Source organism: Salmonella sp. A1325 (assembly GCF_056991255.1).
This window is the reverse complement of sequence record NZ_JAMLWO010000012.1, coordinates 1-26,247: the sequence shown is the minus strand read 5'-3', so window position 1 is coordinate 26,247 and position 26,247 is coordinate 1. Positions and strand designations below refer to the sequence as shown.

Genomic DNA, 26,247 nt, shown 5'->3' with positions numbered 1-26,247 from the left:
GAACAAGTCCGATCAGCCATTTAGTACGGAAATTTGCGCCGTCAGGCACACATCGTTAAGATCGCGATACCGCCCGTCAGACGAGTAACTTACGTGAAACAATACGCCATACAACCCGCCACACTCGAATTTAACGCTGAGGGTACACCTGTTTCCCGAGATTTTGATGATGTCTATTTTTCTAATGACAATGGACTCGAAGAGACACGCTACGTTTTTCTTGGCGGCAATCGTCTTGCGGAGCGATTTCCCGTACATTCACATCCATTATTTATAGTCGCGGAAAGCGGTTTTGGCACCGGACTCAACTTCCTGACGCTGTGGCAGGCGTTTGACAGCTTTCGTTCTGCGCACCCACAGGCGACGTTGCAAAGGTTACATTTCATCAGTTTTGAGAAATTCCCGTTAACGCGCGGCGATCTGGCGCTGGCGCACCAACACTGGCCGGAGCTCGCGCCCTGGGCAGAGCAGCTGCAGGCGCAATGGCCGCTGCCGCTCCCGGGATGCCATCGCCTATTGCTGGATCGGGGCCGGGTGACGCTGGATTTGTGGTTTGGCGATATTAATGAATTGACCGACCAACTGGACGCCACGCTGAATCAAACAGTCGACGCCTGGTTCCTCGACGGTTTTGCCCCGGCGAAAAATCCGGATATGTGGACGCCAAACCTGTTTAACGCGATGGCGCGGCTGGCGCGGCCCGGCGCAACGCTGGCGACGTTTACCTCGGCGGGTTTCGTTCGTCGGGGATTACAGGAAGCCGGTTTTACCATGCAAAAACGCAAAGGCTTCGGACGTAAACGCGAGATGCTTTGCGGAGTGATGGAACAACACCTCATGCCGACCCTTTCCGCGCCCTGGTTTTACCGCAGCGGAAGCGAAAAACGTGAAACGGCAATCATTGGCGGCGGCATCGCCAGCGCGCTGTTATCACTGGCGTTACTGCGTCGCGGCTGGCAGGTGACGCTCTATTGCGCGGACGACCAGCCCGCCCAGGGCGCCTCCGGTAATCGACAGGGCGCGCTTTATCCGCTCCTTAGCAAACATGACGCCGCCATTAATCGCTTTTTCCCGACCGCATTCACCTTTGCCCGTCGCCTGTATGATGCCCTGCCCGTCTCTTTTGATCATGACTGGTGCGGCGTGACGCAGCTCGGATGGGATGAGAAAAGCCAGCAGAAAATTGCCCAGATGCTGTCCCTGGCGCTGCCCGCCGGACTGGCCTCGGCGCTCAATGCCGAAGAGGCGGAACAGGCGGTTGGCGTGACGACACGCTGCGGAGGAATTACCTATCCGGCAGGCGGCTGGCTGTGCCCGGAACAATTAACTCGCGCAGTCATCGCACTGGCGACCGAACAGGGTTTACAAACGCGCTTTCGCCATACGCTCACGTCGCTCGTTGCGCAGGAGTCGCGCTGGCAACTGCGCTTTACGTCAGGTGAAACCGCCAGCCATGAGACCGTCGTCCTGGCGAACGGCCATCAGATTAACCGTTTTGATCAGACCCGGCCGCTGCCGGTGTATGCCGTCGGGGGGCAGGTCAGTCATATTCCCACCACCCCCGCCCTCTCGGCGTTGCGTCAGGTGTTATGCTACGACGGCTATCTGACGCCGCAAAATCCGCATAATCAGCAGCACTGTATTGGCGCCAGCTATCACCGGGGCGACGAAAGCACCGTCTGGCGCGAAGAAGATCAGCGTCAGAACCGACAGCGTCTGCTTGACTGTTTTCCGGATGCGAAATGGGCCACAGAGGTTGACGTTAGCGGCAACAGCGCCCGTTGCGGCGTGCGTTGCGCCACCCGCGATCATCTGCCGATGGTGGGCAATGTCCCGGATTACCACGCCACGCTGACGCATTACGCCGATTTAGCCGATAATAAAACGTCGGCGGCGTCTGCGCCTGTGTATCCGGGTTTATTTATGCTCGGCGCGCTGGGATCGCGCGGTTTGTGCTCAGCGCCATTATGCGCAGAAATTCTGGCGGCGCAGATGAGTAACGAGCCGATTCCACTGGATGCCAGTACGCTGGCGGCGTTAAATCCGAATCGGTTATGGGTGAGAAAGTTATTGAAGGGAAAAGCGGTGAAGTAATGGGCCAGTCAATAGCGGAAGGCGGCAAGCGTCGCCTTCCGGCCCACGGCGTTATTGTTTTGCCTTGTCGAACAAATTGTCCCACATGGCTTTGACTAACGCCTGATCGCGCGGCGACAGTTCACCGGCGCCGATCGCTTTTTCCAGACTTTGGCTAACGTTGGCATAGACCGCCTCGACGGAGTGGTCATCACCGCTCTCCAGCTCGGCAATGGCTAACGTCAGGTGGCCACGCAGGTATCCACTGGCAAAAAGCTCATCGTCGCTGGCGTGCTCTACCATATCGTCAATTAATGCCAGAATGCGTGATTCAAACTCCGCGATCATCTTCTTTCCTCATTGTAAACGTGGCGCTGGCTTTAATTAAGCGCTTCCGGCCACGGGAACTGTTCCGCCTTAAGTTCGGGCGTGTGATAGTAATTCTGTAGCGCTTTGATGAAGCGGGCCGGACGTTCAGGAATGCCCTGCTCCAGATACGCCATTACCTGCGCATGAACCCGGCGCTGAAACGCCACGCGATCCGGCTCAATATCGCCTTCCAGATTGTCGCAACTGACGTTAAAGGGATACCCCGCCGCCACGCAAAACAACCAGTCGAAAGCCTGTGGCTTCACCTCCACGTCTTCAAATTGACTTTGGGTCTGCGCGTCGCGTCCGTCCGGGCAGTACCAGTAACCAAAGTCAACCAGTTCACGGCGCGCCTTGCCGGCGATACACCAGTGAGAAATCTCATGCAGCGCGCTGGCGTAAAACCCATGCGCAAAGACGATGCGGTGGTACGGTACCTGCGCGTCAGCAGGAAGATAGATCGGTTCGTCGTCGCCTTTAATCAGACGGGTATTAAATTCTTCGGCAAAGCAGCCGTTAAAAATCTCAATTAACTGTTCGTAATGGTGCGTACTGTTCATTAATTCATCCCCAACCAGTGGAGGATCTCCTGTCCGTGGCTATCATAAAGTAACCTGGCGCTCATTACCGCCGAGACAATAACGATCATCGGTCTGATAAGCTTTTGGCCTTTGCTCAACACTAGACGCGACCCCATTCGCGCCCCTAAAAACTGACCAACCAGCATCACAAAGCCCGTCGCCCAGATCACTTTGCCGCCGATGATAAATAACAGCAGGCCGCCAACGTTGGAGGTAGCGTTAAGCACTTTGGCATGTGCCGTGGATTTCGCCAGGTTATAGCCACATAAGGTGACAAACGCCAGAGCGTAAAACGACCCGGCGGCAGGCCCGAAAAAACCGTCGTAAAACCCGACGCATCCCCCGGCTATCAGCGCGAACGGTAATCCATACAGGCGGCGCTGGCGATCTTCCTCGCCCAGCTTCGGCATCAATAAAAAATAGAGGCCGATGAAAATCACCAGGATGGGCAAGATCTGGCGCAAAATATCCGCCTGCACGTGCTGCACCAGCAGCGCGCCGCTCATCGAGCCAATGAACGTCATCAGAATATTGAGCTTTTGCTCGGCCAGGTTTACCACTTTACGGCGAATAAAATAGAGCGAAGACGAGAGGGAGCCGCCGCACGCCTGTAATTTATTGGTCGCCAGCGCATTTGCCGGCGACATCCCGGCGGCCATCAGCGCAGGGATAGTGAGCAGCCCTCCGCCCCCGGCGATAGAATCAATAAATCCTGCCAGTACGGCGACAAAAAACAGCACCACCAGCAGCAGCGGGGAGACCATAAACAGATCATAAAAATTGTCCATCAGAGTACATGCTCATCCAGTAGCGCCTGGCAGGAAGGCGGCAGCGGCGGCGGTGTCTTCTTCTCAGGCTTTGTGGTGCCAGGTTTTGGCGGTTCGAACCAGCTTTGCAGTTCAGCGCCGCATCCATCGCCCGGCGGGGGTAAAGGTTGATCTTCGCACTCCAGGCTGTCGGCAGGGCAGCGTAAACGCACGTGCATATGCGCGCGATGCTGGAACCAGGGGCGTACTTTACGTAGCCAGTCACGATCGTTTCCGGCATCGAGGCAAAGCTGTTGTTTAATAGCCGGATTGACGAAAATACGGGTGACGTCATTGTCTTGTGCCGCCAGTTTGATCAGACTGGCGATATCCGACGACCAGCGCGATGGCACGACATGTTTACCGTCGCGGGACACCAGATCTAACGCCTGCGGGCGCAATAGCTGCGCCTGGCTCCAGCGCGTTTTCGGCAACTGCAAGAAAATATCCACATCAAGCCCGGTCTGATGACTGGCGTGTCCGCCATTAAAGCGGCCTCCGGCAGGCATCCCCATGTCGCCTATCAGGACGGTTCCGAGCCCCCGTTGCTGCACCTGATGACTCAACCGCTGGATAAACATGACCAGATCCGGGTGGCCGAAATAACGGCGCTGATCGGTGCGCATCACCTGATAATTATCGGACTGTACCGGCAACGTGTCGGCGCCAATGATGCATCCGTTGGCAAAGCTACCGATAGACTGGGCGGCGCCGGGGACAGGATGGGTTATTTTCTGCCACGGCGTCGCCGCCAGGCTGGCGCTACTGACAAACCATGCCAGCAGCGCAATCGCGGTTTTTTTCATTTCTTACCAGCGTGGAATCTCTGTCTTTACATCCGCATTCTGTGCCCGATGGCGCAGCAGGTGATCCATCAGCACGATCGCCAGCATGGCTTCTGCGATCGGCACTGCGCGAATCCCCACACACGGATCGTGGCGCCCTTTGGTGATCATCTCGACTTCTTCACCCATCCGGTTGATCGTACGTCCCGGCACGGTAATGCTGGAGGTAGGTTTCAGCGCCATATGCGCCACAATGTGTTGCCCGCTACTGATGCCACCGAGGATGCCGCCAGCGTGGTTGCTCTGAAAACCCTGCGCCGTGATTTCATCGCGATTCTGGCTGCCGCGCAGCGCCACCACGTTAAATCCTTCGCCGATCTCCACGCCTTTCACCGCATTGATGCTCATCAGCGCATGGGCGATGTCCGCATCCAGTCGGTCAAACACCGGTTCGCCAAGCCCTGCCGGCACGCCGCTCGCCATCACCGTCACTTTCGCGCCGATGGAGTCGCCCTCTTTTTTCAGCGCGCGCATCAGTTCGTCCAGCGCGTCAAGTTTGTCCGCATCGGGACAAAAGAACGGATTAAGCTCAACCTGACGCCAGTCTTTAATCTCCAGCGGAATGTCGCCCATCTGGGTCAGGCAGCCGCGGATTTCGATACCGAACTTTTCCGCCAGGTATTTCTTGGCGATCGCCCCTGCCGCTACGCGCATCGCGGTTTCACGCGCGGAAGAACGTCCACCGCCACGGTAATCGCGCAGGCCGTATTTCTGCTCATAGGTGTAATCCGCGTGTCCCGGACGAAAAACATCTTTAATCGCGCTGTAGTCCTGCGAGCGCTGATCGGTGTTTTCAATCAGCAGGCCAATGCTGGTGCCGGTCGTCACGCCATCAAACACGCCGGAGAGAATTTTTACCTGATCCGGTTCGCGGCGCTGGGTAGTATAGCGCGAGGTGCCGGGGCGGCGTCTGTCGAGATCGTGCTGCAGATCGGCCTCCGTCAACGGGATGCCGGGCGGCACGCCATCGACGATACACCCAAGCGCCAGCCCGTGTGATTCGCCGAAAGTGGTTACGCGAAAGAGTTGTCCAATTGTGTTTCCTGCCATCACGGCTCCGTTATCGTTGTTGTCGTTTGCGTGTTTTAATCTTTATAAATATTGAAATGTTCACGGGCCGCGAGCAACTGCGCTTTGGTCAACATAAAGACGCCATCGCCGCCGTTGTCAAACTCCAGCCAGGTGAACGGCACATCCGGATACTGCTCCATCAGATGTACCATGCTGTTTCCGACTTCACAAATCAGAACGCCGTCATCGGACAGATAATCCGGCGCATTCCCCAGGATACGGCGGGTCAATTTGAGGCCGTCAGTGCCGGACGCCAGCCCCAGCTCAGGTTCGTGGCGATATTCGTTCGGCAGATCGGACATATCCTCCGCATCGACATAAGGCGGGTTAGTGACAATCAGATCGTACTGAACTTTCGGCAGATCGCGAAACAGATCGGAACGGATTGGCGTCACGTGATGGATAAGACCGTGTTCTTCAATGTTATGCTCGGCGACAGCCAGCGCATCCGGCGAAATATCGACCGCATCAACCTCTGCGTCCGGGAAAGCATAAGCACAGGCGATGGCGATGCAGCCGCTACCGGTACACATATCCAGAATATATTTCGGCTGTTGGCTAATAAGGCCGGCGAAGTGGTTATTAATCAGCTCGCCAATGGGCGAACGCGGCACCAGCACGCGCTCATCGACATAAAATTCGTGGCCGCAGAACCAGGCTTTATTGGTCAGGTAGGCGACCGGGATACGTTCGTTAATGCGACGAATCACTCGCTCGACAATGCGGTGTTTTTCGCTGGACGTCAGCCGCGCGGTTCGCATATCTTCCGGAATATCCAGCGGCAGATAAAGAGACGGCAACACCAGTTGCACCGCTTCATCCCACGGGTTATCGGTACCGTGTCCATACCAGATATTCGCCGCGCTAAAGCGGCTTACCGCCCAGCGCAACATGTCCTGAATGGTATGCAGTTCACTTACTGCTTCATCGACGAAAATTTTATCCACGTATTCCTCCAGGGCATGCTCGCATTAAATTCGGCGGCTAGTTTGCCACGAAGACAGGGATAAATCAGCATTGACGCGGCGGGAGAATACGAAAAATCCGTTTTGACCGTTCGGATATCCTCCGGGTCGGGTAAACTAAGGCAAAAGATCAGACGAGACCCACGAATGAAAAAGAAAACATCGCTCAGCGAGGAGGACCAGGCGCTGTTCCGTCAGCTGATGGTCGGCACCCGAAAGATTAAACAGGATACTATCGTCCATCGGCCACTGCGCAAGAAAATCACGGAAGTCCCTACCCGAAGGTTAATTCAGGAACAGGCGGACGCCAGCCACTATTTTTCTGATGAGTTCCAGCCGCTGCTCAATACGGAAGGGCCGGTAAAGTATGTCCGTGAAGATGTCAGCCATTTCGAGCTAAAAAAAATGCGCCGCGGCGACTATTCGCCAGAACTGTTTCTGGATTTACACGGCTTAACGCAGCTTCAGGCCAAGCAGGAATTGGGAGCGCTAATTGCCGCCTGCCGTCGGGAACATATTTTTTGCGCCTGCGTCATGCATGGACACGGTAAACATATTCTGAAACAGCAAACGCCGTTATGGCTGGCGCAGCATCCGCATGTGATGGCCTTTCATCAGGCACCAAAAGAGTACGGCGGCGACGCCGCGCTGCTGGTGTTGATTGAAGTGGAAGAGTGGCAACCGCCCGAATTACCCTGATGCGGAATTGCCGGATGGCGGCGCAAGCGGCTTATCCAGCCTACGAACAGCCAGCGCTGTCGTAGGCCTGATAAGCGAAGCGCCATCAGGCAGCAAAGATTAAATCGCTTTCGCCATTTTCAGATTGCAGGGACTCATTTGCCAGTTGAATGTCCCCTTGCCGCTTACATCAAGCGTAACGTTGGCAATTGCGGACGTCGTGAACATCGGCGGCGTTTCGCCCGGACAAAGCTCAGATACCAGGTATCCGACCAGAGGTAAGTGAGAGATCACCAGCACCGATCCGATCTCTTCATTGGCCAGCGCCTGGAGGTAGGCGCTGACCAGACCGACATCGCCACAGGGCGTTAGCTCCGGCAGGACATCCACCTGAGCCGGCAGATTCATACAATCGCCGACCACATCTAACGTCTGTTCGGCCCGAAGAAACGGACTCACCAGAACACGTTCGATATCCACTTTTTGACCTTTCAGCCAGTTCGCCATCAGGCGAGACTCGTCACACCCACAAGGGGTCAAGGGACGAACCGAATCACTGGCGGCATCGAGGGCTGCGTCGCCGTGACGCATGATAAAAACTTGCATATTGCACCGCTTTTGTTAACCAGTTTCACCAACACGCTTACCACATGCCCCTATTGGCTGCGGCAAAAATGCGGTGGCCGGCATTGTGCCTTATCCATTCACCGAATGAAACGCTGTTTTTTACCTCAATGGCGTAAGTATAGTCAATCCTTGATTATTATTTCGCCATTAAGGAGGCATTCAGTGCGGATTCATATTCTCTTTGACCTCAATTTCCCTGGTCAGTTTCCCCATTCGTCCAGAAATGCTCCCTGCGCTCCGCCATGCGCACTAATTGTTCACAAGGCGCGTAACGAGGACCGTAAAGTGCGGCCAGGCGCTGTAATGTCGCCACCATTTCACCCGGCCCGAGAGCATCCATATAGCGGAACGGGCCACCGAGGAACGGCGGAAAACCGATACCAAACACGGCGCCAATATCGCCATCGCGCGCGCTGCGAATCACTTTTTCGTCGAAACAGCGCGCCGCTTCGTTAAGCATTAACATGACACAGCGCTCTGCCACCTGCTGCGCAGATAGTCGACTCTGCCCTTGCACGCCAATAAGCTTATAAATAGCAGGGTCAACCTGTTTTTTGCTTTTACGCCCTTTTTCGCCATAAAGATAGAAACCGCGGCCATTTTTTCTACCTTTGCGATCGTCATTCAAAATTGAAGCGACAACATTTGCAGGCGCGCTAAAACGTTCTCCATACGCCGCCTCAAGCACAGGAATAATTTTAGTGCCCGTGTCGATTCCTACCTCATCCAAAAGTTGGATTGGCCCCACCGGAAAACCAAATTTTACCAGGGCGGCGTCAATATGTTCGACGCGTTCGCCTTCAGTCAGCATCCGAATCGCCTCATTGATATATGGCGCAAGAATTCGGTTAACATAAAACCCGGCTTTATCACTGACGACTATCGGGGTTTTACCCTGTTTTTTCGCCAGCTTAACGGTCGTGGCGATGGTCTGCGCGGAAGTAGACGCATGAGGAATGACCTCAACCAGCGGCATTTTTTCGACCGGGCTAAAAAAGTGCAATCCAATCACCTGTTCCGGTCTGGCCGCATTCGCCGCAATATCGCCAATCGGCAGGGAAGAAGTATTGGAGGCAAAAATGGTGTGAGCAGCGCAATTTTGTTCCACTTCCGCCACCATCTGTTGTTTTAACGGCAGATCTTCAAACACCGCTTCAATGACCAGATCACGATGACTGAAACCACGATAATCTGTCGAACCTGATATCAACGCCAATTGTTTATCGAGTTCGCTGGCTTTGATATGGCGGCGGCGTACTTTTGTTTCAAGCAGATCCCAGCTGTACTTCAGAGCATGATTGATCCCCTGAGTATTTATATCCTTAATTCGTACTGGCAATCCGCCTTTACAGGCCGTAACCCAGGCGATACCGCCACCCATTAACCCGCCGCCTAAGATGCCCACGCTGTTCAGCGGGCCGGGCGGCGCATCGCTACCGGGATCTTTTTTCACCTCGGTACTGGCAAAGAAAATAGCGCGCAGCGCCTGCGATTGAGGCGTCATCGCCAGCTCGCCGAAAGCGCGCGCTTCCGCGTCATAGCCGCTACTGCTGCCCTGCGCCAGTCCAGTTTCAATCACATCAATGATCCGCTCCGTCGCCGGATAATTACCCTGCGTTTTTTGCGCCGTCTTTTTACGCACCAGGCGAAATAACAGCGCGCGCCCCAGCGGCCCCGCCAGGATACGTTCCCGGACCGGCAATGTCCGTTGCGCCAGGCGTTCTTTTTTAGCCAGCTCGACAGCCGCTTCCAGTAAAATAGTTTGCGGCACCACATCATCAACCAGCCCGGCTTTAAGCGCCTGTCTGGCGCGAAGCTGTTTACCTGTCAGGATCATATCCAGCGCGGTACTGACCCCCACCAGCCGCGGAAGACGTTGCGTTCCGCCCGATCCCGGTAAAAGCCCTAACTGTACCTCCGGCAGTCCGAGAACGGTTTTAACGTCGTCGGTACAGATGCGCCGATGGCAGGCCAGCGCCATTTCAAGACCGCCCCCCAGGCAGGCGCCGTGAATGGCAGCGATAACCGGAACAGGCAACGCCTGGATCTCCGCCATCAGTTGTTGCCCCTGACGCGCCAGCGTTTCCGCTTCCTGCGCGTTTTGGCAGTGACCTATCATGTTGATATCAGCGCCAGCAATAAAGTTATCTGCTTTGGCTGAGATAAAAACAACGCCCTGCAACGCTTTATTTTCCCGGATCTGCTTCAGGATGGCGCGTACCTGCGCGGCAAACTCCGCTTTCAGGGTGTTCACCTTTTCTCCAGGGACATCAATAGCGACAACCGCGACATTATCCAGACGCACGTTAAGCATAAAAGCTGATGTGGTAGTCATTATTCCGCCTCCAGAACCATCGCCGCGCCAAGACCGCCAGCCGCGCAGGCCGTGACCAGGCCAAAACCTCCGCCCCGACGCCGTAATTCATGCAACGTTTGGGTTATCATCCGCGCGCCCGTTGCGGCAAAAGGATGCCCGTAGGCGATTGAGCCGCCAAGCACGTTGAATTTAGCGTCATCCACCTCCCCTGTCGCCTGCGCACGACCAAGCACCTCACGGGCAAATCGTTCGCTGCCCAGCAGTTGTAAGTTCGCCAGAGTCTGAGCGGCAAACGCTTCATGCATGTCAAAAAGCGTCAGATCGGCCATCGTCAACCCGGCCCGCTCCAGCGCCAGCGGCGTTGACCAGGCCGGCCCCAATAGCATGTCCTGCCAGACATCAATAGCGGTAAAGGCGTAGCTGCGCAGATAACCAAGCGGGTGCAGCCCCAGCTCTTTAGCGCGGGATTCGGTCATCAGAATAACGGCGGCAGCGCCGTCGGTCAGCGGTGTACTATTGGCGGCGGTCACGGAGCCATGTTTTCTGTCAAAAGCGGGACGCAGTTTAGCGTAGTCCGCCAGCATGGAGGCGCCGCGAATGTTGTTGTCTTCTGCAAAGGGGTTTTTATACGGCGGCACATAGGTCGTCATCACTTCTTCCGCCAGTTTGCCATCCGCCCATGCCTGCGCGGCGCGCTGATGTGAACGATGCGCCAGAGCGTCCTGCTGTTCACGCGTAATACCATACGTTTTCGCCATCTGTTCGGCGGTATCGCCCATGCGCAGACCGGTGGAATACTCAGCAACGGCGGGAGGAACGGGCAGCAGGTCGCGTAAGCGCAGACGAGAAAAAAGCGTCAGCCGTTGGCGGGTCGTCCGGGCTTTATTGACATCAACCAGTACCCGCGCCAGGGCTTTACTCACGCCTATTGGCAGTACCGACGACGAATCCGCGCCGCCAGCGATACCGGCGCGTATCGCGCCGGCCATCAGGCTTTCCGCCACATTCGCTACCGCCTGAAAACTGGTGGCGCAGGCGCGGCTTACGCTATAGGCATCGGTATGAACATTCATCCCCGTACCCAGCACAATTTCGCGCGCAATGTTGGGCGCTTCCGGCATTTGTACTACCTGACCAAAAACCAGTTGCTCAATGGCATCAGCTGGAATTTCACTGCGCGCCAGCAGCTCGCCTACCACCATCTTGCCGAGATCAACAGCGGGAATACCATGAAATGCAGTGGCCTGACGAGCGAAGGGGGTTCGTAACCCACTGACAATAGCAATGCGATCGCCCTGGCGGGTGACCAACGGTAAAGCCTGACGCATAGTACTCCCCTGTAAAAAAATAAATTAGTGGTCTGACCTGATCACAGTCTTAACCAATTTTTTACATTTAGCCAAGCAGAGAGAAAAGAAAGTGGGAGCTAAGGCACAGTGAAGGGAAGCGACAAAAAAAGAAAACGCCTCCGCCAGATGATGACGGAGGCGTCGTGAATGAACGGATTAACGCAGGCCGAGCTGGAAGATCAGCGTTTCTGCTTCGCAGGCGAAAACAAAATCAATATCCAGACGAACGCCTTCGGATTCCTCGGTAAAGGTTGGCGTAATTTGGCAAGGTTCAGACTCCACGCTACGCGCTTTTTCGGTTAACGCCGCCAGCGTCTCTTCAGCCTCTGCGCGGGTAGCGAATACGCGGCTGTATGACGCGGTGCAATCGGAGTTGTCCATGATGGTTCCAACGTCCATACAGCAGCAAACCGGGGTTTCATCAGCACTGCATTTACTCATTGTAGATTTCCTCTGTATTTGCACCCAGGGTGCCAGATAAACGATGGGGATATTTTACGCTCCCGGCATTCGCCTCTCCAGTCGTTAATGGAGGGAAACGCGTTAAGTGACCGAAATCACACTTAAAAATGATCTAAAACAAAAATCGCGCGATCGGGTGACCGTTAAGCCCGCCGATTTTGCCAGCCAGATCTCGTTTCTAAGATCACAATTGAAAAAACTTATAAACATACTTGCAACATTCTAGCTGGTCAGACCTATACTCTCGCCACTGGTCTGATTTCTAAGTCGTACCGCAGACCCTACACTTCGCGCTCCTGTTACAGCATGTAACATAGTTTGTATAAAAATAATCAATGAGGTTATGGTCATGAGCCAGAAAACCCTGTTTACAAAGTCTGCTCTCGCAGTCGCAGTGGCAATCATCTCCACCCAAGCCTGGTCTGCAGGCTTTCAGTTAAACGAATTTTCTTCCTCTGGCCTTGGCCGGGCCTATTCGGGTGAAGGCGCAATCGCAGATGATGCGGGTAACGTTAGCCGCAACCCGGCGTTAATTACTATGTTTGACCGCCCGACGTTTTCAGCGGGCGCGGTTTATATTGATCCTGATGTTAATATTAGCGGGACATCGCCATCTCGTCGGACGTTAGATGCGGATAACATCGCGCCGACGGCCTGGGTGCCGAACGTCCATTTTGTCGCCCCGATTAACGATCAGTTTGGCTGGGGGGCTTCTATTACCTCTAACTATGGTCTGGCGACAGAGTTTAACGACACATACGCCGGCGGCTCGGTAGGCGGTACGACCGATCTTGAAACCATGAACCTGAATTTAAGCGGCGCTTATCGCTTAAATGAGGCCTGGAGCTTCGGCCTCGGCTTTGATGCGGTATACGCGCGTGCGAAAATCGAACGTTTTGCGGGCGATTTAGGCCAGTTGGTCGCGGCACAGAATCCGGCGCTGGCGCCGGTCGCGGGTCAGATTCCCAGCGACACCAAGATTGCCCACCTGAACGGTAATCAGTGGGGCTTTGGCTGGAATGCCGGTATCCTTTATGAACTGGATAAAAATAACCGCTACGCGCTGACCTACCGCTCGGAAGTCAAAATTGACTTTAAAGGCAACTACAGTAGCGATCTTCCCATCGCTATAAACCGATTTAACCTGCCTATCCCAACGGCAACCGGCGGCGCGACGCAGTCAGGCTACCTGACACTGAATCTGCCGGAAATGTGGGAAGTGTCCGGTTATAACCGTGTGGCGCCACAGTGGGCCATCCACTATAGCCTGGCCTATACCAGCTGGAGTCAGTTCCAGGAATTGAAGGCAAAATCGACCGCCGGCGATACGCTCTTTGAGAAGCATGAAGGCTTTAAAGACGCTTACCGCATTGCGTTGGGTACCACCTATTACTACGATGACAACTGGACGTTCCGTACCGGTATCGCCTTCGATGACAGCCCGGTACCAGCGCAAAACCGTTCTATCTCTATTCCGGACCAAGACCGTTTCTGGCTGAGCGCCGGTACGACTTACGCCTTTAATAAAGATGCGTCTGTCGACGTTGGCGTCTCTTATATGCATGGTCAGAGCGTGAAAATTAATGAAGGCCCTTATCAGTTTGAATCTGAAGGGAAAGCCTGGCTGTTCGGTACTAACTTTAACTACGCGTTCTAATCTCTTTCTGAAACGGATCAAAAAGGTGAGCATTTCGCTCACCTTTTTATTTACTGCCGTTTATTCTGAGTCTATCTCTTTGAGTTCGTCCTGAATCGCCTGCGCGTTCGGGTTTTCCTGCGGCTTGAGTTTTCCGCCATTGGCGATAAAGTCATGACGCTGGAAGTACGCCTCGCGCACCATAATATAAGGATCGGAAGACTGGCGCAGCAAACCATCGGAGTCCAGCAACTGCGCACGAGTTTCTATCCCTTCGATAGTCCATTTTCCTATGGACATTGGCCAGGTCAACCACGAGAGCACCGGATACAAGGTATCCGCCATATCCCCGCCATCTTCACGCAGCGTGAAGCTGCCGTAGAACGGAAGTTGCATATAAGGCCCATACCCCACGCCATAATGGCCCAGCGTACTGCCAAAGCGATGCGGTTCAACGCGCTGCAGCTTAGGATTCGCCATTCCCGCGACGTCAATAAAGCCGCCCATCCCTAATAAGGTGTTCAGGAAGAAACGAGTGAAATGCACCATACCCTGATAAGGATCGCCCTGCAGGAAATAGTTCACCATGATCGCCGGTTCTTCGAGGTTGCCGGTGAAATTACTTAAACCGTTACGCGCAGGCTGTGGAACATAATCACGCCAGGCGACCGCGACCGGCCGAACAACATACGGGTCCAGCACATTAAAGTTGAAGTTGTACATGGTGCGGTTAAACCCTTCAAATGGGTCTGAACGCCCCTGCTGTTCTGTACCGGAACTCGCACACCCGACCAGCAGTGTGGTTCCCAGCGCCAGCGCCGACAGGCGAAGCTTCATAGATGTCTCCCTGTGAATTATGGCTATCGCTGATTGCCATCCATGACGGAACGCTACCGTATCCGCCTGTTTAGGTGTGAGCGATTTTAACAGCACGTCAAACGATGTCTATATGCGCGATCTCATTGCTCTGAGCATAGCCTGGTAACGCAACAACGTGACGGCCCTATTCTAACGAAACAGATAAAAACGAGCGTGATCATTTTTATTTTTTCGGAGAATGCCCCGGCCTGGGTAAATGAAAAACCGCTACGCTTTATTAATATGTGTTAATCAGCAGGGATCATCATGGATAGCCTTAACGACGATAAAATTAACCGGCACAGCAGTGACCTGGAAGTTGAAAGCGAAGAAAAACAAAGCGGTAAAGAGATTGAGGTGGATGAAGATCGTCTTCCTTCCCGCGCCATGGCGATTCATGAACATATTCGCCAGGATGGTGAAAAAGAGATGGAACGCGATGCGATGGCTTTGCTCTGGTCAGCCATTGCCGCAGGACTTTCTATGGGGGCATCACTCCTGGCGAAAGGGATTTTCCACGTGCAGCTTGAAGGCGTTCCCGGCGGCTTTTTACTGGAAAATCTCGGCTACACCTTTGGTTTTATCATTGTCATCATGGCCCGCCAGCAATTATTTACTGAAAATACCGTTACTGCCGTATTGCCGGTAATGCAAAATCCCACTCTGAGTAACGTTGGCCTGCTGATGCGCTTATGGGGCGTAGTCTTATTGGGCAACCTTATTGGCACCGGGGTTGCGGCGTGGGCATTTGAATATATGCCTATATTTGATGAAGAGACCCGCGACGCCTTTGTCAAAATTGGTATGGAGGTCATGAAAAATAGCCCAACGGAGATGTTTGCCAACGCGATTATCTCTGGCTGGATCATCGCCACAATGGTATGGATGTTTCCTGCTGCAGGCGGGGCAAAAATTGTGGTCATTATTTTGATGACCTGGCTTATCGCGCTGGGCGATACCACCCATATTGTCGTCGGTTCCGTTGAAATTTTGTATTTGGTTTTCAACGGCACGCTGCCCTGGAGCGACTTTCTCTGGCCCTTCGCCCTTCCCACACTTGCCGGAAATATCTGCGGCGGCACCTTTATTTTCGCATTGATGAGCCACGCGCAGATCCGCAACGATATGAGCAATAAGCGTAAGGAAGAAGCGAGGCTACGCGGCGAGCGCCTGGAACGGGAGCGGAAAAAAGCGGAAAAACAGCGCTGAGTGGCGACGGTTTAACCAGTCAGGCGGCGCTACACTTACTCCGGCGAATAAAAAACGCTATACTGGCGCCGCGTTGTCCCCTTAGTTAAATGGATATAACGAGCCCCTCCTAAGGGCTAGTTGCAGGTTCGATTCCTGCAGGGGACACCATTGATACCCAGGACATTCTCTTCTTGCTGCATAGCCTTTCGAGCGGTTCCCCTTTCATGTTGCTTTTATTGCCCCTATGCAATATCACCGGACATGCCATACGTTCAGCAAAAAGTCGTCATCGGCCGGTTATGACCGATGACATGCTGATGTGGTCTAGAAGCGGTACTGCAACCCCGCGGTAACCGTATAGTTATTATTAGCTATACCTGCGGCATCGCCACCAAAATACGCCGTATCACCGCTGGTTTTATCTATGATTTGCGTACCGCCCTTACCTTCTTCATATTTACTGTAAGCGAACTCAGCAAAGATTTTTGCATTACTGGTAATATAATATCCGGCGTCAATAGAAGCGCCATAATATCGTGAATTTTCCGTTTTTTCGCGGAAGGTAAGTTTGCGCATGTAGTGTTCGTCATTATCATGCGCATTTACCCAGTCGCTGTATTTAAACAGTACATTACACTCAAAGTCATTAATACGATAATCACCCGCCAGCCCGATATAGGGCATTTCGAAACGCTGGCTATAACCTATGCCGCGCACGCCATGAGGAAAATTACCAATATATCGACCATTATCATAAATATAAGACCCGCCTCTTGCCGTCCAGCTAAAACGGGTTTCCTGATAGCCCGCTGTTACGCCCGCCTTGTAGTTATCGCCCTGCAATAACCAACCTTTCACGTTCAAATCGTATTCATTAGCATAGTTGACGCTGGTGTCCGGATGAATTGAACGATCGGTCCAGCCTGGCTGCTCACTGCTCATCCAGTCATGGTCAACCATATGACCCGATCCCGACGCCAAAGACGTCCAGCCGCGGGCGTCCAGCGTCATGAACGAATAGGGTTCCCATGATAAATCCCCCTGCAACGTGGCGACATTTTTTATTTTCCAGTCCAGTTGACTAATCTTCCGCCCGGTGTCGGTATCATAAACCAGCTCCCTGGATTTACCATTTAACACTCCCACGGAAAGGGATGTCGTGACGCTATCAGGAGAGACGTCCGGAATAAATAAGGTAGACTCCGCATAAACCGACTCAGAAAATACGGCGATCATCATTACTGCAATAGCATGTTTTTTCATTTCTCTTGTCCTCATATTCAGATGTAATCTGGAGAGGTGATGAAGTTTTCATCTTGTCAAATCGTCGGACAAGAGTACATTTATTACGCCAGAGAACTTGACGCATTTTTACCTTATATTGAAGTTAAGAAATAGAATTTGATGCTCAGGTGAATAATAAGCAATCTATAATCATAATGGAATGATTTACCATTACGGTGATGCGACGTTATCTGGCTAACGACATCGCTGCTGATGTTGTCAGCCAGATTGAAAGTAACTGTAATATCAGAATTTATAATGCTCTTTACTTAGACCATATTTTTTCATGCGCAGATAAAGTTTTTTACGGGGAATTTGCAGGTACTCTGCCACTTCATTAATTCGTCCCTGATGAATATTTAATGCTTCGGTAATAATTTGTCGCTCATACTCTTCAACGCGCCGGTCAAGCGGAGTCGGTTCCTGCAGAAGCAACTGCGGGTTGACCGTTTCCGCCAGCGGCAGCACGCCAACAGCGAAAAGCTCCGCCGCATTGGCCAGTTCGCGCACATTGCTTGGCCAGGCGCGTCGCATTATTCCTTTCAGTAATTCCCCCGCAATTTCCGGCACTGGATGATTGAGTCGCAGGCAGGCTTTTCGAAGATAATGGCGAAATAACGGCTCGATATCATCCGGTCGCTGAGAAAGAGACTGGCAGGCGATTTGGGTCATGGCGAAACAGTAGTAAAGCTCGGCCGCAATCTGGTTAGCTGCCGCCTGCTCCACCAGCGAAGCGCTGCCAACGCCCACCAAACGAAAAGGCCGATGCTCCAGGCTTTGTAAACGCGCCAGATGGTGCTGCTGTTCGCGTGTCAGATATTCGGGATGACTCAACACCAGCGTGCCTCCTTGCGCCTGGTCGATGAATGTCTCCAACTGCCCGGCATTCTCCGGCGTCAGTTCATAGCGTACAAACGGCCCTTTCGCGTTACGCCCCAGTTGATGGAGATAACGGGCGCCAGTCATACGTCCAGTGCCATGCTCACCGTAAAACCATACGGCAATGTCCGTTTCCGCCAGTTGTTGTAACCGTTGTCGAAACTGATTCATCCACTCGCTGCGCCCAATCAGTTCAACCTGTAACGTCTGCTGGCAATATTGCCGCCGTGCAATGACCGACCGGCGCTGGCGTAGCGCGTCTTCAATTAATATCAACAGTTTGCCCGGATCGACGGGTTTTTGCAGAAAATCCCAGGCACCCTTTTTCACCGCATCAACCGCCATCGGTACATCGCCATGTCCGGTAATCAATAAGATTGGCAGTTGATCGTCATCCTGATGAAACAGCGTCATAAGATCGATACCGGAACACCCCGGCATACACACATCGCTCAAAACGATCCCCTCCCAATCCGCTTTTACCCACTCTTTGGCCTCGAAAGGATGGGTAAAGCCACGCACGCGGTAGCCTGCCTGCTCAAGCATTTGGGTATAGGCGTCAAGTACATCAACGTCATCATCAATCAGCAAAATAGAACATTCATCATTCAACATCATCGACATCCGTTACCGAGAATTGCAGCACCACGCAAGCGTTACGCGTCAGCGTCGACGCCAGACGCAGGTCGCCCTTCATTTGCGCCATCAGCGACACGCTAATCGACAGCCCAATACCCAACCCGACAGCTTTACTGGTGGTAAACGGCTTGAGTAAAGAGGGCAACAGCGCCACAGGCCAGCCAGGGCCGTTATCTGCAATATAAACCTCCAGCGCCTCTCCCTGCGTCTGCCACGTCACCGCGATCGCCGCATCATGCGAACAGGCGTCAAGCGCATTCGCCAGCACATTCACCAGAACCTGCTGAATACGCACTTCATCGCCGCTAACCCATACGGTGTCGGTTGGCAGTAAAAGCGCTCCCTGCCGGGATTGGTGGCGCATGGCTAATAACTCCCATGCCGCCACAAAGGTTTGGCGCAGATCAACGGGATACAATGGCGTTTCCAGCTCCGCCCGACGGGTAAACTGCCGCAGCGAACGGATAATGGCGTCAATCCGGTTAATGAGCCCTTCCGCTTTGGTGAGCGTATTTCTCGCCTGTCCGCTCTGACCTTGTTCAATCGCGCGTCCCGCCGTAAATAAATACATTGAAAGCGCATTCAGCGGCTGGTTAATTTCATGCGCCAGCGTGGTCATGGTCTGGCCGACTACCGCCAGTTTCGCCGTCTGAATCAACTCATCCTGCATGGCGCGCAGGTCGGCTTCTATCTCTTTGCGCTCGGCGACCTCTTGTTCAAGCTGCCTGCGTTGCATATTGAGCTGGCCCAGCGTATAACGTAGCAAACGGGCTATCCGTCCTAGCTCATCGCGCCCGTAAACCGGGATAGTCGAGTCGGTTCTCCCCAGCCCTATCTGTACCACAGCCTGATTAAGCGCGGTAAAACGCTTTACCAGCCGGGAACGGATAAAATAGTGGTTGAGTCCCCAGGCCAGCAGCAACGCCAGGAGCGTTGCCACTAAAATAAGCCCACCGCTAACGCGTACAATCTGTTCCAGGCGTTGATTGAACGTCTGCATTTGCTGGTGACTACTACCTAACTGCGCCTCAAGCAGCGTGCGAAAGCGCCCTAGCGTAGCCTCTCTGGCGCGGCTGGCGTCCAGTAAGGCTTTTTGCGCCGCAACATAATCGCGCATGGTATCGGGCATCTTATTTTTTACCATCCCGATTTCCAATAGTTCGTCGATGGTTTGCCGCAGCGTGATCGTACTGGGCCAGTCATCCAGCGCACGAATATTCTCATCCGCCGTTTTTTTTAGGTTTTCCAGATAACGAATATGGGTCTCTACCAGCATCCCGTCATTATTGCCGGACTTGAGCTCATTCAATCTGTCGCGCAGGTCGTCAACAATCTGATTTTCAATTCGCGCCAGGGTATATACCTGCTGCTGCTCGTTCTGCACCTCGCGCGAACGTTGCAAATACTGCGCTGCATCACCCTGATTCGCCTCAATTTGATCGAGCAGTGTCCCCTGCTGCCAGGTAAAATCCTGTACCAGCGAATTTAGCTCCGTGGTGAAATCATCATGGAGCCAGTCAATACGAGCGGAAAGCTCGCTGACTTTCTCCCGCACCAAAAACATGTTGTAGAGGGCGTTGTCCAGCTCCGCCAGCAAGGTCCGGCTATCCTGTAAAATGACGGCCAGTTGCCGGCGCTCAGCAAGCTGAAGCCCCTGACTCAGACGCTCAATCTTATCCAGATGCTGAATAATCTGCGTACGTAACTGCAAACGTACCGTCGTGTTCGGCGCCAGCAAAAATTCATTGAGCTGATCCACGGCCAGATTCAGGTTCCCCTCAATTAAAAAAGCGGAGTGGATGCGAGGAAAATATTCATCAAGCGAATAGCGAACCTGCGAACTTTGCTCATGCCAGGAATAAAGGCTGACCATACTGACAATCAGCGTCAGTAATGCGCCAGTTAAAAATGCGCCCCGTAAACTGTTGCTGATACTGAGCTGACGAAGCCGTTGCAATAATCTCCCCTTCATTTCAGCTCTTCCAGTTTGTGAATCGCCAGCCGCTGATTGTTCAGAAACCAGATCTGCCACTCCATCATTTTTTGTTCGGCAAAGCTTTTATTATCAAACTGCGCCAGCCAGGTTTCATCTTCGCTGCTTGCCGCATCCACCGGGACGCTGGTCAATAAGGCTCTGATTTCAGGTAAGGGGCGTTTAAGCCGCGTTTCTGCGCTGTGCAACGCTCGCCATGCATCTTTAAGCTGCGCAAGACGAAAACTGATCGCGGTATCAAACATGCGTTGTACCAGTTGCTGACGCTTCAGGATCAGACGATAGTTCAAGGGCGGCTGGGCCATCAAACGCTGTTGTTGCGCGGCGCGAGGATTATCGGCGCTAAGCGGTGCGACGGGATACTTACCGGTATTCGCGTCAGCCAGTATCCTTTGCCCTTTCGGACTTAATAAGTAATGAATAAAAGCACGCGCTTCGTCTGCATGACGGCTGTTTTTCAACACCGCGACGTAAGTGGGCGACACCGCAGAATACGGGAAATAGGTAAAAGTAAGATTAGGATCGTTGAGTAGCAAATTAGCATAGTTATCAATGACCGGCCCGGCAACGCCAAGCCCGCTTTTGATTTTATCCGCTACGCCGAAACTGCGAGAGGAAATCGTGACCAGATTACCCGAGATTGCCAGCAGCGTCGCCCACCCTGCCGTCCAGCCTTTTTGCTGCAACAGCGACTCCACCATCAAATGATTGGTGTCTGAGCGTGACGGACTGCTCATTAATAGAGCGCCCTGGTAACTGGGCAGGCCCATATCCTGCCAGTCGGCAGGCGGCGGAAGATGGCGCGCAGCGAGCGCTGAACGATTGATCAATAGCCCAAATCCGGATACCGCTACTGCCACTGAAGTTGAGCGGATAGAACGCGGCACCAGCTTCTGGCTGGCGGCAGGCGCGCTATCTAATAGCGCCAGCTTTTGGTGCTCCTGAAGGTGTTGCAACAGCATGGGGGATGACGTCAGGATCAGATCGACATTTTCCGCATTCGCCGTATCAAGTAATTGCTCTAAAGAACCGCTGGTACGGTTGAGCGTACGAATCATGACGGAACCCGGCTCCGTCTGCCAGCGCTGGATAATCCAGGCGGTCGCGCTGGGTGAAAAGGTCGTTGCCATCACCAGCTCGCGGCTGTACGCCTGGCAAGAACCGAACATCGCCGCCAGCCATAGCGTAAAAGCGCCCACTCTGGCGAAACGACTACAGCATGAGAAAAGTCGATTTGTGATCCCGTTCATAAATATCGATATCACATAAAGAAAATATTGAGACAAAACTTACCCTTTTATTTCTGTTGGCATCCAGAACCACGTTATTTGAATAATAACGGGTCCGTCGCCCGAAAACATCAATAAAGCGTATCAGATCACTGGCAGCAAATTTGTTAATATCCGCACATGCTAACGATAAAACGGCCATGCCAATAATTAAAGTTTCACCACACCCTTCAGGATGGGTCAAAAATAACCTTTAAATTCACCCAATTGAGTCAATTTTGACACATTTCTTCGACTTGAATTTTATTGTCACTCCTTTCACTCTACCGACAAAACCTCCTGATGTTCATCTCACTATAAAATACAGGTGACTCCATGTTAACAATATTAAAAACAGGGCAATCGGCGCATAAAGTCCCACCGGAAAAAGTCCAGGCCACATATGGTCGATATCGTATACAGGCATTGTTAAGCGTATTTCTGGGATATCTCGCTTACTATATAGTCAGAAACAATTTCACATTATCGACGCCTTATTTAAAAGAACAATTGGATCTCAGCGCTACGCAAATCGGCCTGCTGAGTAGCTGTATGCTTATTGCTTACGGAATCAGTAAAGGCGTAATGAGCAGTCTGGCGGATAAAGCCAGCCCAAAAGTCTTCATGGCGTGCGGTCTGGTACTCTGCGCGATTGTTAATGTTGGGCTGGGATTCAGTAGCGCATTCTGGATATTTGCCGCTCTGGTGGTCTTCAATGGCCTTTTTCAGGGCATGGGCGTCGGCCCCTCGTTTATTACCATTGCAAACTGGTTCCCTCGCCGGGAACGCGGACGCGTAGGCGCCTTCTGGAATATCTCGCATAACGTTGGCGGCGGGATCGTCGCGCCTATCGTCGGTGCGGCTTTTGCGATATTGGGCAGCGAACACTGGCAAAGCGCCAGTTATATCGTTCCGGCCTGCGTCGCCGTCATTTTTGCCTTAATTGTTCTGGTCTTGGGAAAAGGTTCACCGCGCGAAGAAGGTCTTCCCTCCCTGGAACAGATGATGCCGGAAGAAAAAGTCGTACTGAAAACGAAGAATACGGCAAAAGCGCCGGAAAATATGAGCGCATGGCAAATCTTCTGTACTTATGTGCTGCGCAATAAAAATGCCTGGTATATTTCGCTGGTGGATGTCTTCGTCTATATGGTGCGGTTTGGCATGATTAGCTGGTTGCCTATCTATCTGTTGACAGTAAAACACTTTTCAAAAGAACAGATGAGCGTCGCGTTTCTCTTTTTCGAATGGGCGGCGATTCCCTCTACGCTACTGGCAGGCTGGCTGTCAGATAAACTGTTTAAGGGCCGCAGAATGCCGTTAGCCATGATTTGCATGGCGCTGATTTTTGTCTGTCTGATCGGATACTGGAAAAGTGAATCTTTGCTGATGGTAACGATTTTCGCCGCCATTGTAGGTTGTCTGATTTACGTCCCGCAATTCCTCGCGTCCGTACAGACAATGGAGATAGTCCCCAGCTTTGCCGTAGGTTCCGCCGTCGGATTACGTGGGTTCATGAGCTATATTTTCGGCGCCTCGTTGGGCACCAGCCTGTTTGGCGTCATGGTGGATAAACTGGGCTGGTACGGCGGATTTTATCTTCTGATGGGCGGTATCGTATGCTGCATTCTATTCTGTTACCTCTCCCATCGCGGCGCGCTGGAACTAGAACGTCAGCGCCAGAATGCGTTACATAACCAGGACTCGCTGCAGCTTGCGGACGCGCAATAAACGATTAGCCTTCCCGGGGAACAGAAGCGCCGACATTGTCGGCGCTATCTATTCGCTGACATCGTATATACCCAAAATAATTCGAGTTGCTTAAAGGCGGCAAGGGAGTGAGTCCCCAGGAGCATAGATAACGATGTGACTGGGGTGAGCGACAAATCTGCCGGGAGCAGATTTGAACGTCGCGTGCGACGGCCCGTCAGGGCGAGGCCCATGGATGGGTCGAGTAATCCGTAGCCAACACATAAGCAACTTGAAGTATGAAGGGTATCTACTGACTAACGCTTACCGTATCCCACCATAAAGCGAATAATTAACCCACATGCCGGTGCGAGAAAAAGCAATAATCCGCTAACGATGTCATCGCCATCCTGCAGCCATACATTGAGTAAATAAATCAGCGCGGCAAGGATAACCATTCCCGTAAAAGAAGAAACCGCAGAAAAAGCCCCCATCACCTGACCGATATAGCCACTCACGGCAAGTATACTTATTGCAAGAAATGTCCATAAATAGATCATCTATAATACCTCCTGTCTATGGCAAGGCTTCCATATAGCCTTACGGTCCCTCTCACTTCTCCTTTAAGATAAACCTTATCAGCACGTCATTTCCATAACATTTATCTCACATTTTATTTTTCTAATCATTTTTCAATAACCTTCGTCTGAAATAAAATTATCACTGTAAAAACAATGCATTAAAAATAATGATTAGCTTATTTTTGCTACGGGAGAAATATTTACGCTTCTTGATAAAGAATTTCTGGGCGCGAGTAAATAACTGGTGGTACATTAGCCTGCCTGGCGTTCATGCCCTCGTGGTTTAGTACTGACTTAGTTTTACACTCCTTACGGGAACCATTGTCGTACATGATGGCCTAACTATACGTAAATCATTCAAGTTACCCTGATGGGCTTACTCAAGTAAGTGCTTCGGATAAGCGAACGCAACTTGAAGGATGATGCGTATTTCAGAGTGTACCGCTGCGGATAATGACTCTTCTGCGATACATTATTTTCGTATCTACAGAAGGTATTTTATGTTTCCTCAAAGCAAATTTTCACGCGCGTTTTTGCACCCGCGCTACTGGCTGACGTGGTTTGGCGTTGGCGTCCTCTGGTTACTGGTGCAGCTTCCCTACCCGGTTTTACGTTTTCTGGGCACCCGCACCGGTAAGCTGGCGCGCCCCTTCCTGAAGCGACGTGAGTCGATCGCCCAGAAAAATATTGAACTCTGTTTTCCGACCCTCTCCCGGGAAGAAAGGGAAAAACTGATCGCCGAGAATTTCCACTCTCTTGGCATGGCGCTGCTTGAAACGGGCATGGCCTGGTTCTGGCCTGATAGCCGGGTTCGCAAATGGTTTGATGTGGACGGGCTGGACAACCTTACCCGTGCGCAGGCGCAAAATCGCGGCGTAATGGTCGTTGGCGTGCATTTTATGTCGCTGGAATTGGGAGGCCGGGTAATGGGTCTCTGCCAGCCAATGATGGCGACCTATCGTCCGCATAACAATCCGCTCATGGAGTGGGTGCAGACGCGCGGTCGTATGCGCTCAAATAAAGCGATGATCGGCAGAAACAATCTGCGCGGCATTGTGGGCGCGCTAAAAAAAGGGGAAGCTGTTTGGTTTGCTCCCGACCAGGACTACGGCCCTAAAGGCAGCTCCTTTGCGCCATTTTTCGCGGTTGAAAACGTCGCCACTACCAACGGCACCTATGTACTGTCCAGGCTGTCTGGCGCCGCCATGTTGACCGTTACAATGGTAAGGAAATCCGATAACTCGGGTTATCGTCTGTATATTACCCCTGAAATGAAAGGTTACCCGGCAGATGAAAATCAAGCCGCTGCCTATATGAATAAAATTATTGAGAAAGAGATCATGCGCGCCCCGGAGCAATATCTCTGGATTCATCGCCGTTTCAAGACTCGCCCGTTGGGAGAAGCGTCACTCTACATCTGAAAAAGGCCGCAAGGCCTTTTATTTTGTCATTTCGCATTGCCATAATATTCATATCGTAAATTACTCATTCCTGCTTTCAGCGATAAGTCTCCTGTTTACAGGCGATTTTTTACTGTGTCGGCGGCGTCGCTCAATAGCGATTCATCACTGTCAGAAATTAAACTGTCGCCGATCCCCGACACTTGTAAGTTACTAAAAGTAAATAAGAAAATGCCTCTTGTTTCACCTCATTTTTAGGCGTACATTAGCGCCGTCTGGAGCGATGACGCGCAGAATTCTGAGGTGATGCAGGCGGTAGAAACACGAATAATTCTCAATTTCGTGTTGTCCGGCATCAACTCTCTATAATCAGGTAAGTGTAAGTTCATTTAGGCGTACGACAGGTACGCGGAGAGATGAAACGTGAAATATTTCTTTATGGGCATTTCATTTATGGTCATCGTTTGGGCCGGTACTTTCGCCCTGATGATTTAAAAGTACAATGCAAATAAATATCCTCCGGCATAGCCGGAGGTTTTTCTGATGCGCCTGTAAGGCTCTCTTACCAGCCGCGCCCTAACAGGCGCATACGATCTGACATTTGCATCAAAATTCGTTACTTACGGCCCGTAAACGGGCTGCCCGGATAAGGGATCGATAATTGCTCACCCATTTTATCCTCTTCAAGC

The 26,247-nt window shown here is 52.5% G+C and carries 23 protein-coding genes, 1 tRNA gene and 1 pseudogene; 8 read left to right on the top strand and 17 right to left on the bottom strand.

Annotated elements, in window-relative coordinates:
* Window positions 1-93 precede the first annotated feature (93 nt).
* On the top strand, window positions 94-2,094 hold the full coding sequence (gene mnmC / locus NAZ64_RS19335; protein WP_024798138.1) for a bifunctional tRNA (5-methylaminomethyl-2-thiouridine)(34)-methyltransferase MnmC2/FAD-dependent 5-carboxymethylaminomethyl-2-thiouridine(34) oxidoreductase MnmC1: 2,001 nt from the start codon (window positions 94-96) through the stop codon (window positions 2,092-2,094).
* A gap of 51 nt (window positions 2,095-2,145) precedes the next feature.
* Here the strand turns inward: mnmC and NAZ64_RS19330 are convergent, their stop codons facing one another.
* Genes NAZ64_RS19330 through prmB form a run of 6 tightly spaced genes read right to left on the bottom strand, consistent with a single transcriptional unit; the run spans window position 2,146 to window position 6,692 of the window.
* On the bottom strand, window positions 2,146-2,421 hold the full coding sequence (locus tag NAZ64_RS19330; protein WP_000559749.1) for a YfcL family protein: 276 nt from the start codon (window positions 2,419-2,421) through the stop codon (window positions 2,146-2,148).
* A 32-nt stretch (window positions 2,422-2,453) separates the two neighbouring features.
* The gene (locus NAZ64_RS19325; protein WP_001089211.1) at window positions 2,454-3,002 is read right to left on the bottom strand and encodes an elongation factor P hydroxylase; all 549 of its coding nucleotides are present in this window, start codon (window positions 3,000-3,002) and stop codon (window positions 2,454-2,456) included.
* The gene (locus tag NAZ64_RS19320; RefSeq protein ID WP_000368599.1) at window positions 3,002-3,811 is read right to left on the bottom strand and encodes a sulfite exporter TauE/SafE family protein; all 810 of its coding nucleotides are present in this window, start codon (window positions 3,809-3,811) and stop codon (window positions 3,002-3,004) included. The genes NAZ64_RS19325 and NAZ64_RS19320 overlap by 1 nt, the downstream gene beginning before the upstream one ends.
* Entirely contained in the window at window positions 3,811-4,635 is an 825-nt protein-coding gene (gene mepA, locus NAZ64_RS19315) for a penicillin-insensitive murein endopeptidase (RefSeq protein ID WP_023206598.1), read from the bottom strand. Before mepA ends, NAZ64_RS19320 begins: the two co-directional genes overlap by 1 nt.
* Before the next feature lie 3 nt (window positions 4,636-4,638).
* Window positions 4,639-5,724, bottom strand: a complete 1,086-nt coding sequence (gene aroC, locus NAZ64_RS19310) for a chorismate synthase (RefSeq protein ID WP_000918457.1) — start codon at window positions 5,722-5,724, stop codon at window positions 4,639-4,641.
* Window positions 5,725-5,759: 35 nt separating this feature from the next.
* A complete protein-coding gene (gene prmB, locus NAZ64_RS19305; protein ID WP_001542329.1) occupies window positions 5,760-6,692 on the bottom strand; it encodes a 50S ribosomal protein L3 N(5)-glutamine methyltransferase in 933 nt (310 codons plus the stop codon).
* Window positions 6,693-6,857: 165 nt separating this feature from the next.
* On the opposite strand from prmB, the gene smrB reads away from it, so the two are divergent.
* The gene (gene smrB, locus NAZ64_RS19300) at window positions 6,858-7,409 is read left to right on the top strand and encodes an endonuclease SmrB (RefSeq protein ID WP_000730794.1); all 552 of its coding nucleotides are present in this window, start codon (window positions 6,858-6,860) and stop codon (window positions 7,407-7,409) included.
* 99 nt (window positions 7,410-7,508) lie between these two features.
* Here the strand turns inward: smrB and sixA are convergent, their stop codons facing one another.
* From sixA to NAZ64_RS19280, 4 genes are all read right to left on the bottom strand, one after another.
* On the bottom strand, window positions 7,509-7,994 hold the full coding sequence (gene sixA / locus NAZ64_RS19295) for a phosphohistidine phosphatase SixA (RefSeq protein ID WP_001195801.1): 486 nt from the start codon (window positions 7,992-7,994) through the stop codon (window positions 7,509-7,511).
* A gap of 208 nt (window positions 7,995-8,202) precedes the next feature.
* Window positions 8,203-10,350 (bottom strand): fatty acid oxidation complex subunit alpha FadJ, encoded by a 2,148-nt coding sequence (gene fadJ / locus NAZ64_RS19290; RefSeq protein ID WP_220569750.1) that lies wholly within the window; start codon window positions 10,348-10,350, stop codon window positions 8,203-8,205.
* Entirely contained in the window at window positions 10,350-11,660 is a 1,311-nt protein-coding gene (fadI, locus tag NAZ64_RS19285) for an acetyl-CoA C-acyltransferase FadI (RefSeq protein WP_183058387.1), read from the bottom strand. The genes fadJ and fadI overlap by 1 nt, the downstream gene beginning before the upstream one ends.
* Window positions 11,661-11,837: 177 nt before the next feature.
* On the bottom strand, window positions 11,838-12,122 hold the full coding sequence (locus tag NAZ64_RS19280; RefSeq protein WP_000030904.1) for a YfcZ/YiiS family protein: 285 nt from the start codon (window positions 12,120-12,122) through the stop codon (window positions 11,838-11,840).
* A 370-nt stretch (window positions 12,123-12,492) separates the two neighbouring features.
* Between NAZ64_RS19280 and fadL the strand changes: the two genes are divergently transcribed.
* Complete coding sequence (fadL, locus tag NAZ64_RS19275) at window positions 12,493-13,800, top strand: long-chain fatty acid transporter FadL (RefSeq protein ID WP_001518618.1); 1,308 nt, start codon at window positions 12,493-12,495, stop codon at window positions 13,798-13,800.
* A gap of 60 nt (window positions 13,801-13,860) precedes the next feature.
* Here the strand turns inward: fadL and mlaA are convergent, their stop codons facing one another.
* A complete protein-coding gene (gene mlaA, locus NAZ64_RS19270) occupies window positions 13,861-14,616 on the bottom strand; it encodes a phospholipid-binding lipoprotein MlaA (RefSeq protein WP_000776787.1) in 756 nt (251 codons plus the stop codon).
* Window positions 14,617-14,904: 288 nt separating this feature from the next.
* On the opposite strand from mlaA, the gene NAZ64_RS19265 reads away from it, so the two are divergent.
* Together NAZ64_RS19265 and NAZ64_RS19260 are read left to right on the top strand one after the other, a co-directional pair.
* Window positions 14,905-15,846, top strand: coding sequence for a formate/nitrite transporter family protein (locus NAZ64_RS19265; protein ID WP_000377772.1), 942 nt, complete (start codon window positions 14,905-14,907; stop codon window positions 15,844-15,846).
* A gap of 75 nt (window positions 15,847-15,921) precedes the next feature.
* Window positions 15,922-15,996: transfer RNA gene (locus NAZ64_RS19260), tRNA-Arg, on the top strand.
* 156 nt (window positions 15,997-16,152) lie between these two features.
* On the opposite strand, the gene pgtE is transcribed toward NAZ64_RS19260, so the two are convergent.
* From pgtE to pgtC, 4 genes are all read right to left on the bottom strand, one after another.
* Window positions 16,153-17,091, bottom strand: coding sequence for an omptin family outer membrane protease PgtE (gene pgtE, locus NAZ64_RS19255; protein ID WP_195700947.1), 939 nt, complete (start codon window positions 17,089-17,091; stop codon window positions 16,153-16,155).
* Window positions 17,092-17,358: 267 nt separating this feature from the next.
* Window positions 17,359-18,606 carry a two-component system response regulator PgtA gene (gene pgtA / locus NAZ64_RS19250; RefSeq protein ID WP_000930843.1) on the bottom strand — a complete coding sequence of 416 codons (1,248 nt, stop codon included), beginning with the start codon at window positions 18,604-18,606 and terminating at the stop codon, window positions 17,359-17,361.
* A complete protein-coding gene (gene pgtB, locus NAZ64_RS19245) occupies window positions 18,596-20,602 on the bottom strand; it encodes a two-component system sensor histidine kinase PgtB (RefSeq protein ID WP_220569749.1) in 2,007 nt (668 codons plus the stop codon). The genes pgtA and pgtB overlap by 11 nt, the downstream gene beginning before the upstream one ends.
* Entirely contained in the window at window positions 20,599-21,792 is a 1,194-nt protein-coding gene (gene pgtC, locus NAZ64_RS19240) for a phosphoglycerate transport regulator PgtC (RefSeq protein WP_000467985.1), read from the bottom strand. The genes pgtB and pgtC overlap by 4 nt, the downstream gene beginning before the upstream one ends.
* A gap of 435 nt (window positions 21,793-22,227) precedes the next feature.
* On the opposite strand from pgtC, the gene pgtP reads away from it, so the two are divergent.
* The gene (pgtP, locus tag NAZ64_RS19235; RefSeq protein ID WP_000955747.1) at window positions 22,228-23,619 is read left to right on the top strand and encodes a phosphoglycerate transporter PgtP; all 1,392 of its coding nucleotides are present in this window, start codon (window positions 22,228-22,230) and stop codon (window positions 23,617-23,619) included.
* 275 nt (window positions 23,620-23,894) lie between these two features.
* On the opposite strand, the gene NAZ64_RS19230 is transcribed toward pgtP, so the two are convergent.
* Window positions 23,895-24,137: a YfdY family protein gene (locus NAZ64_RS19230; protein WP_000639889.1), complete on the bottom strand. Its 243-nt coding sequence runs from the start codon at window positions 24,135-24,137 to the stop codon at window positions 23,895-23,897.
* Between the two features lie 521 nt (window positions 24,138-24,658).
* Here NAZ64_RS19230 and lpxP point away from each other — a divergent pair.
* Both lpxP and ypdK read left to right on the top strand, forming a co-directional pair.
* Window positions 24,659-25,579 (top strand): kdo(2)-lipid IV(A) palmitoleoyltransferase, encoded by a 921-nt coding sequence (gene lpxP, locus NAZ64_RS19225; RefSeq protein WP_220569748.1) that lies wholly within the window; start codon window positions 24,659-24,661, stop codon window positions 25,577-25,579.
* A gap of 402 nt (window positions 25,580-25,981) precedes the next feature.
* The gene (gene ypdK, locus NAZ64_RS19220; RefSeq protein WP_010723117.1) at window positions 25,982-26,053 is read left to right on the top strand and encodes a membrane protein YpdK; all 72 of its coding nucleotides are present in this window, start codon (window positions 25,982-25,984) and stop codon (window positions 26,051-26,053) included.
* A gap of 121 nt (window positions 26,054-26,174) precedes the next feature.
* On the opposite strand, the pseudogene NAZ64_RS19215 reads toward ypdK, so the two are convergent.
* A pseudogene (locus NAZ64_RS19215) lies at window positions 26,175-26,247 on the bottom strand (IS200/IS605 family transposase); the annotation flags it as partial.

Bases quoted from the DNA above. Each gene is read 5' to 3' on its own strand.
- NAZ64_RS19330 (WP_000559749.1), bottom strand. From the start codon at position 2,421: ATGATCGCGGAGTTTGAATCACGCATTCTGGCATTAATTGACGATATG.
- NAZ64_RS19325 (WP_001089211.1), bottom strand. From the start codon at position 3,002: ATGAACAGTACGCACCATTACGAACAGTTAATTGAGATTTTTAACGGC.
- NAZ64_RS19320 (WP_000368599.1), bottom strand. From the start codon at position 3,811: ATGGACAATTTTTATGATCTGTTTATGGTCTCCCCGCTGCTGCTGGTG.
- mepA (WP_023206598.1), bottom strand. From the start codon at position 4,635: ATGAAAAAAACCGCGATTGCGCTGCTGGCATGGTTTGTCAGTAGCGCC.
- aroC (WP_000918457.1), bottom strand. From the start codon at position 5,724: ATGGCAGGAAACACAATTGGACAACTCTTTCGCGTAACCACTTTCGGC.
- smrB (WP_000730794.1), top strand. From the start codon at position 6,858: ATGAAAAAGAAAACATCGCTCAGCGAGGAGGACCAGGCGCTGTTCCGT.
- sixA (WP_001195801.1), bottom strand. From the start codon at position 7,994: ATGCAAGTTTTTATCATGCGTCACGGCGACGCAGCCCTCGATGCCGCC.
- fadJ (WP_220569750.1), bottom strand. From the start codon at position 10,350: ATGACTACCACATCAGCTTTTATGCTTAACGTGCGTCTGGATAATGTC.
- fadI (WP_183058387.1), bottom strand. From the start codon at position 11,660: ATGCGTCAGGCTTTACCGTTGGTCACCCGCCAGGGCGATCGCATTGCT.
- NAZ64_RS19280 (WP_000030904.1), bottom strand. From the start codon at position 12,122: ATGAGTAAATGCAGTGCTGATGAAACCCCGGTTTGCTGCTGTATGGAC.
- fadL (WP_001518618.1), top strand. From the start codon at position 12,493: ATGAGCCAGAAAACCCTGTTTACAAAGTCTGCTCTCGCAGTCGCAGTG.
- mlaA (WP_000776787.1), bottom strand. From the start codon at position 14,616: ATGAAGCTTCGCCTGTCGGCGCTGGCGCTGGGAACCACACTGCTGGTC.
- NAZ64_RS19265 (WP_000377772.1), top strand. From the start codon at position 14,905: ATGGATAGCCTTAACGACGATAAAATTAACCGGCACAGCAGTGACCTG.
- pgtE (WP_195700947.1), bottom strand. From the start codon at position 17,091: ATGAAAAAACATGCTATTGCAGTAATGATGATCGCCGTATTTTCTGAG.
- pgtA (WP_000930843.1), bottom strand. From the start codon at position 18,606: ATGTTGAATGATGAATGTTCTATTTTGCTGATTGATGATGACGTTGAT.
- pgtB (WP_220569749.1), bottom strand. From the start codon at position 20,602: ATGAAGGGGAGATTATTGCAACGGCTTCGTCAGCTCAGTATCAGCAAC.
- pgtC (WP_000467985.1), bottom strand. From the start codon at position 21,792: ATGTTCGGTTCTTGCCAGGCGTACAGCCGCGAGCTGGTGATGGCAACG.
- pgtP (WP_000955747.1), top strand. From the start codon at position 22,228: ATGTTAACAATATTAAAAACAGGGCAATCGGCGCATAAAGTCCCACCG.
- NAZ64_RS19230 (WP_000639889.1), bottom strand. From the start codon at position 24,137: ATGATCTATTTATGGACATTTCTTGCAATAAGTATACTTGCCGTGAGT.
- lpxP (WP_220569748.1), top strand. From the start codon at position 24,659: ATGTTTCCTCAAAGCAAATTTTCACGCGCGTTTTTGCACCCGCGCTAC.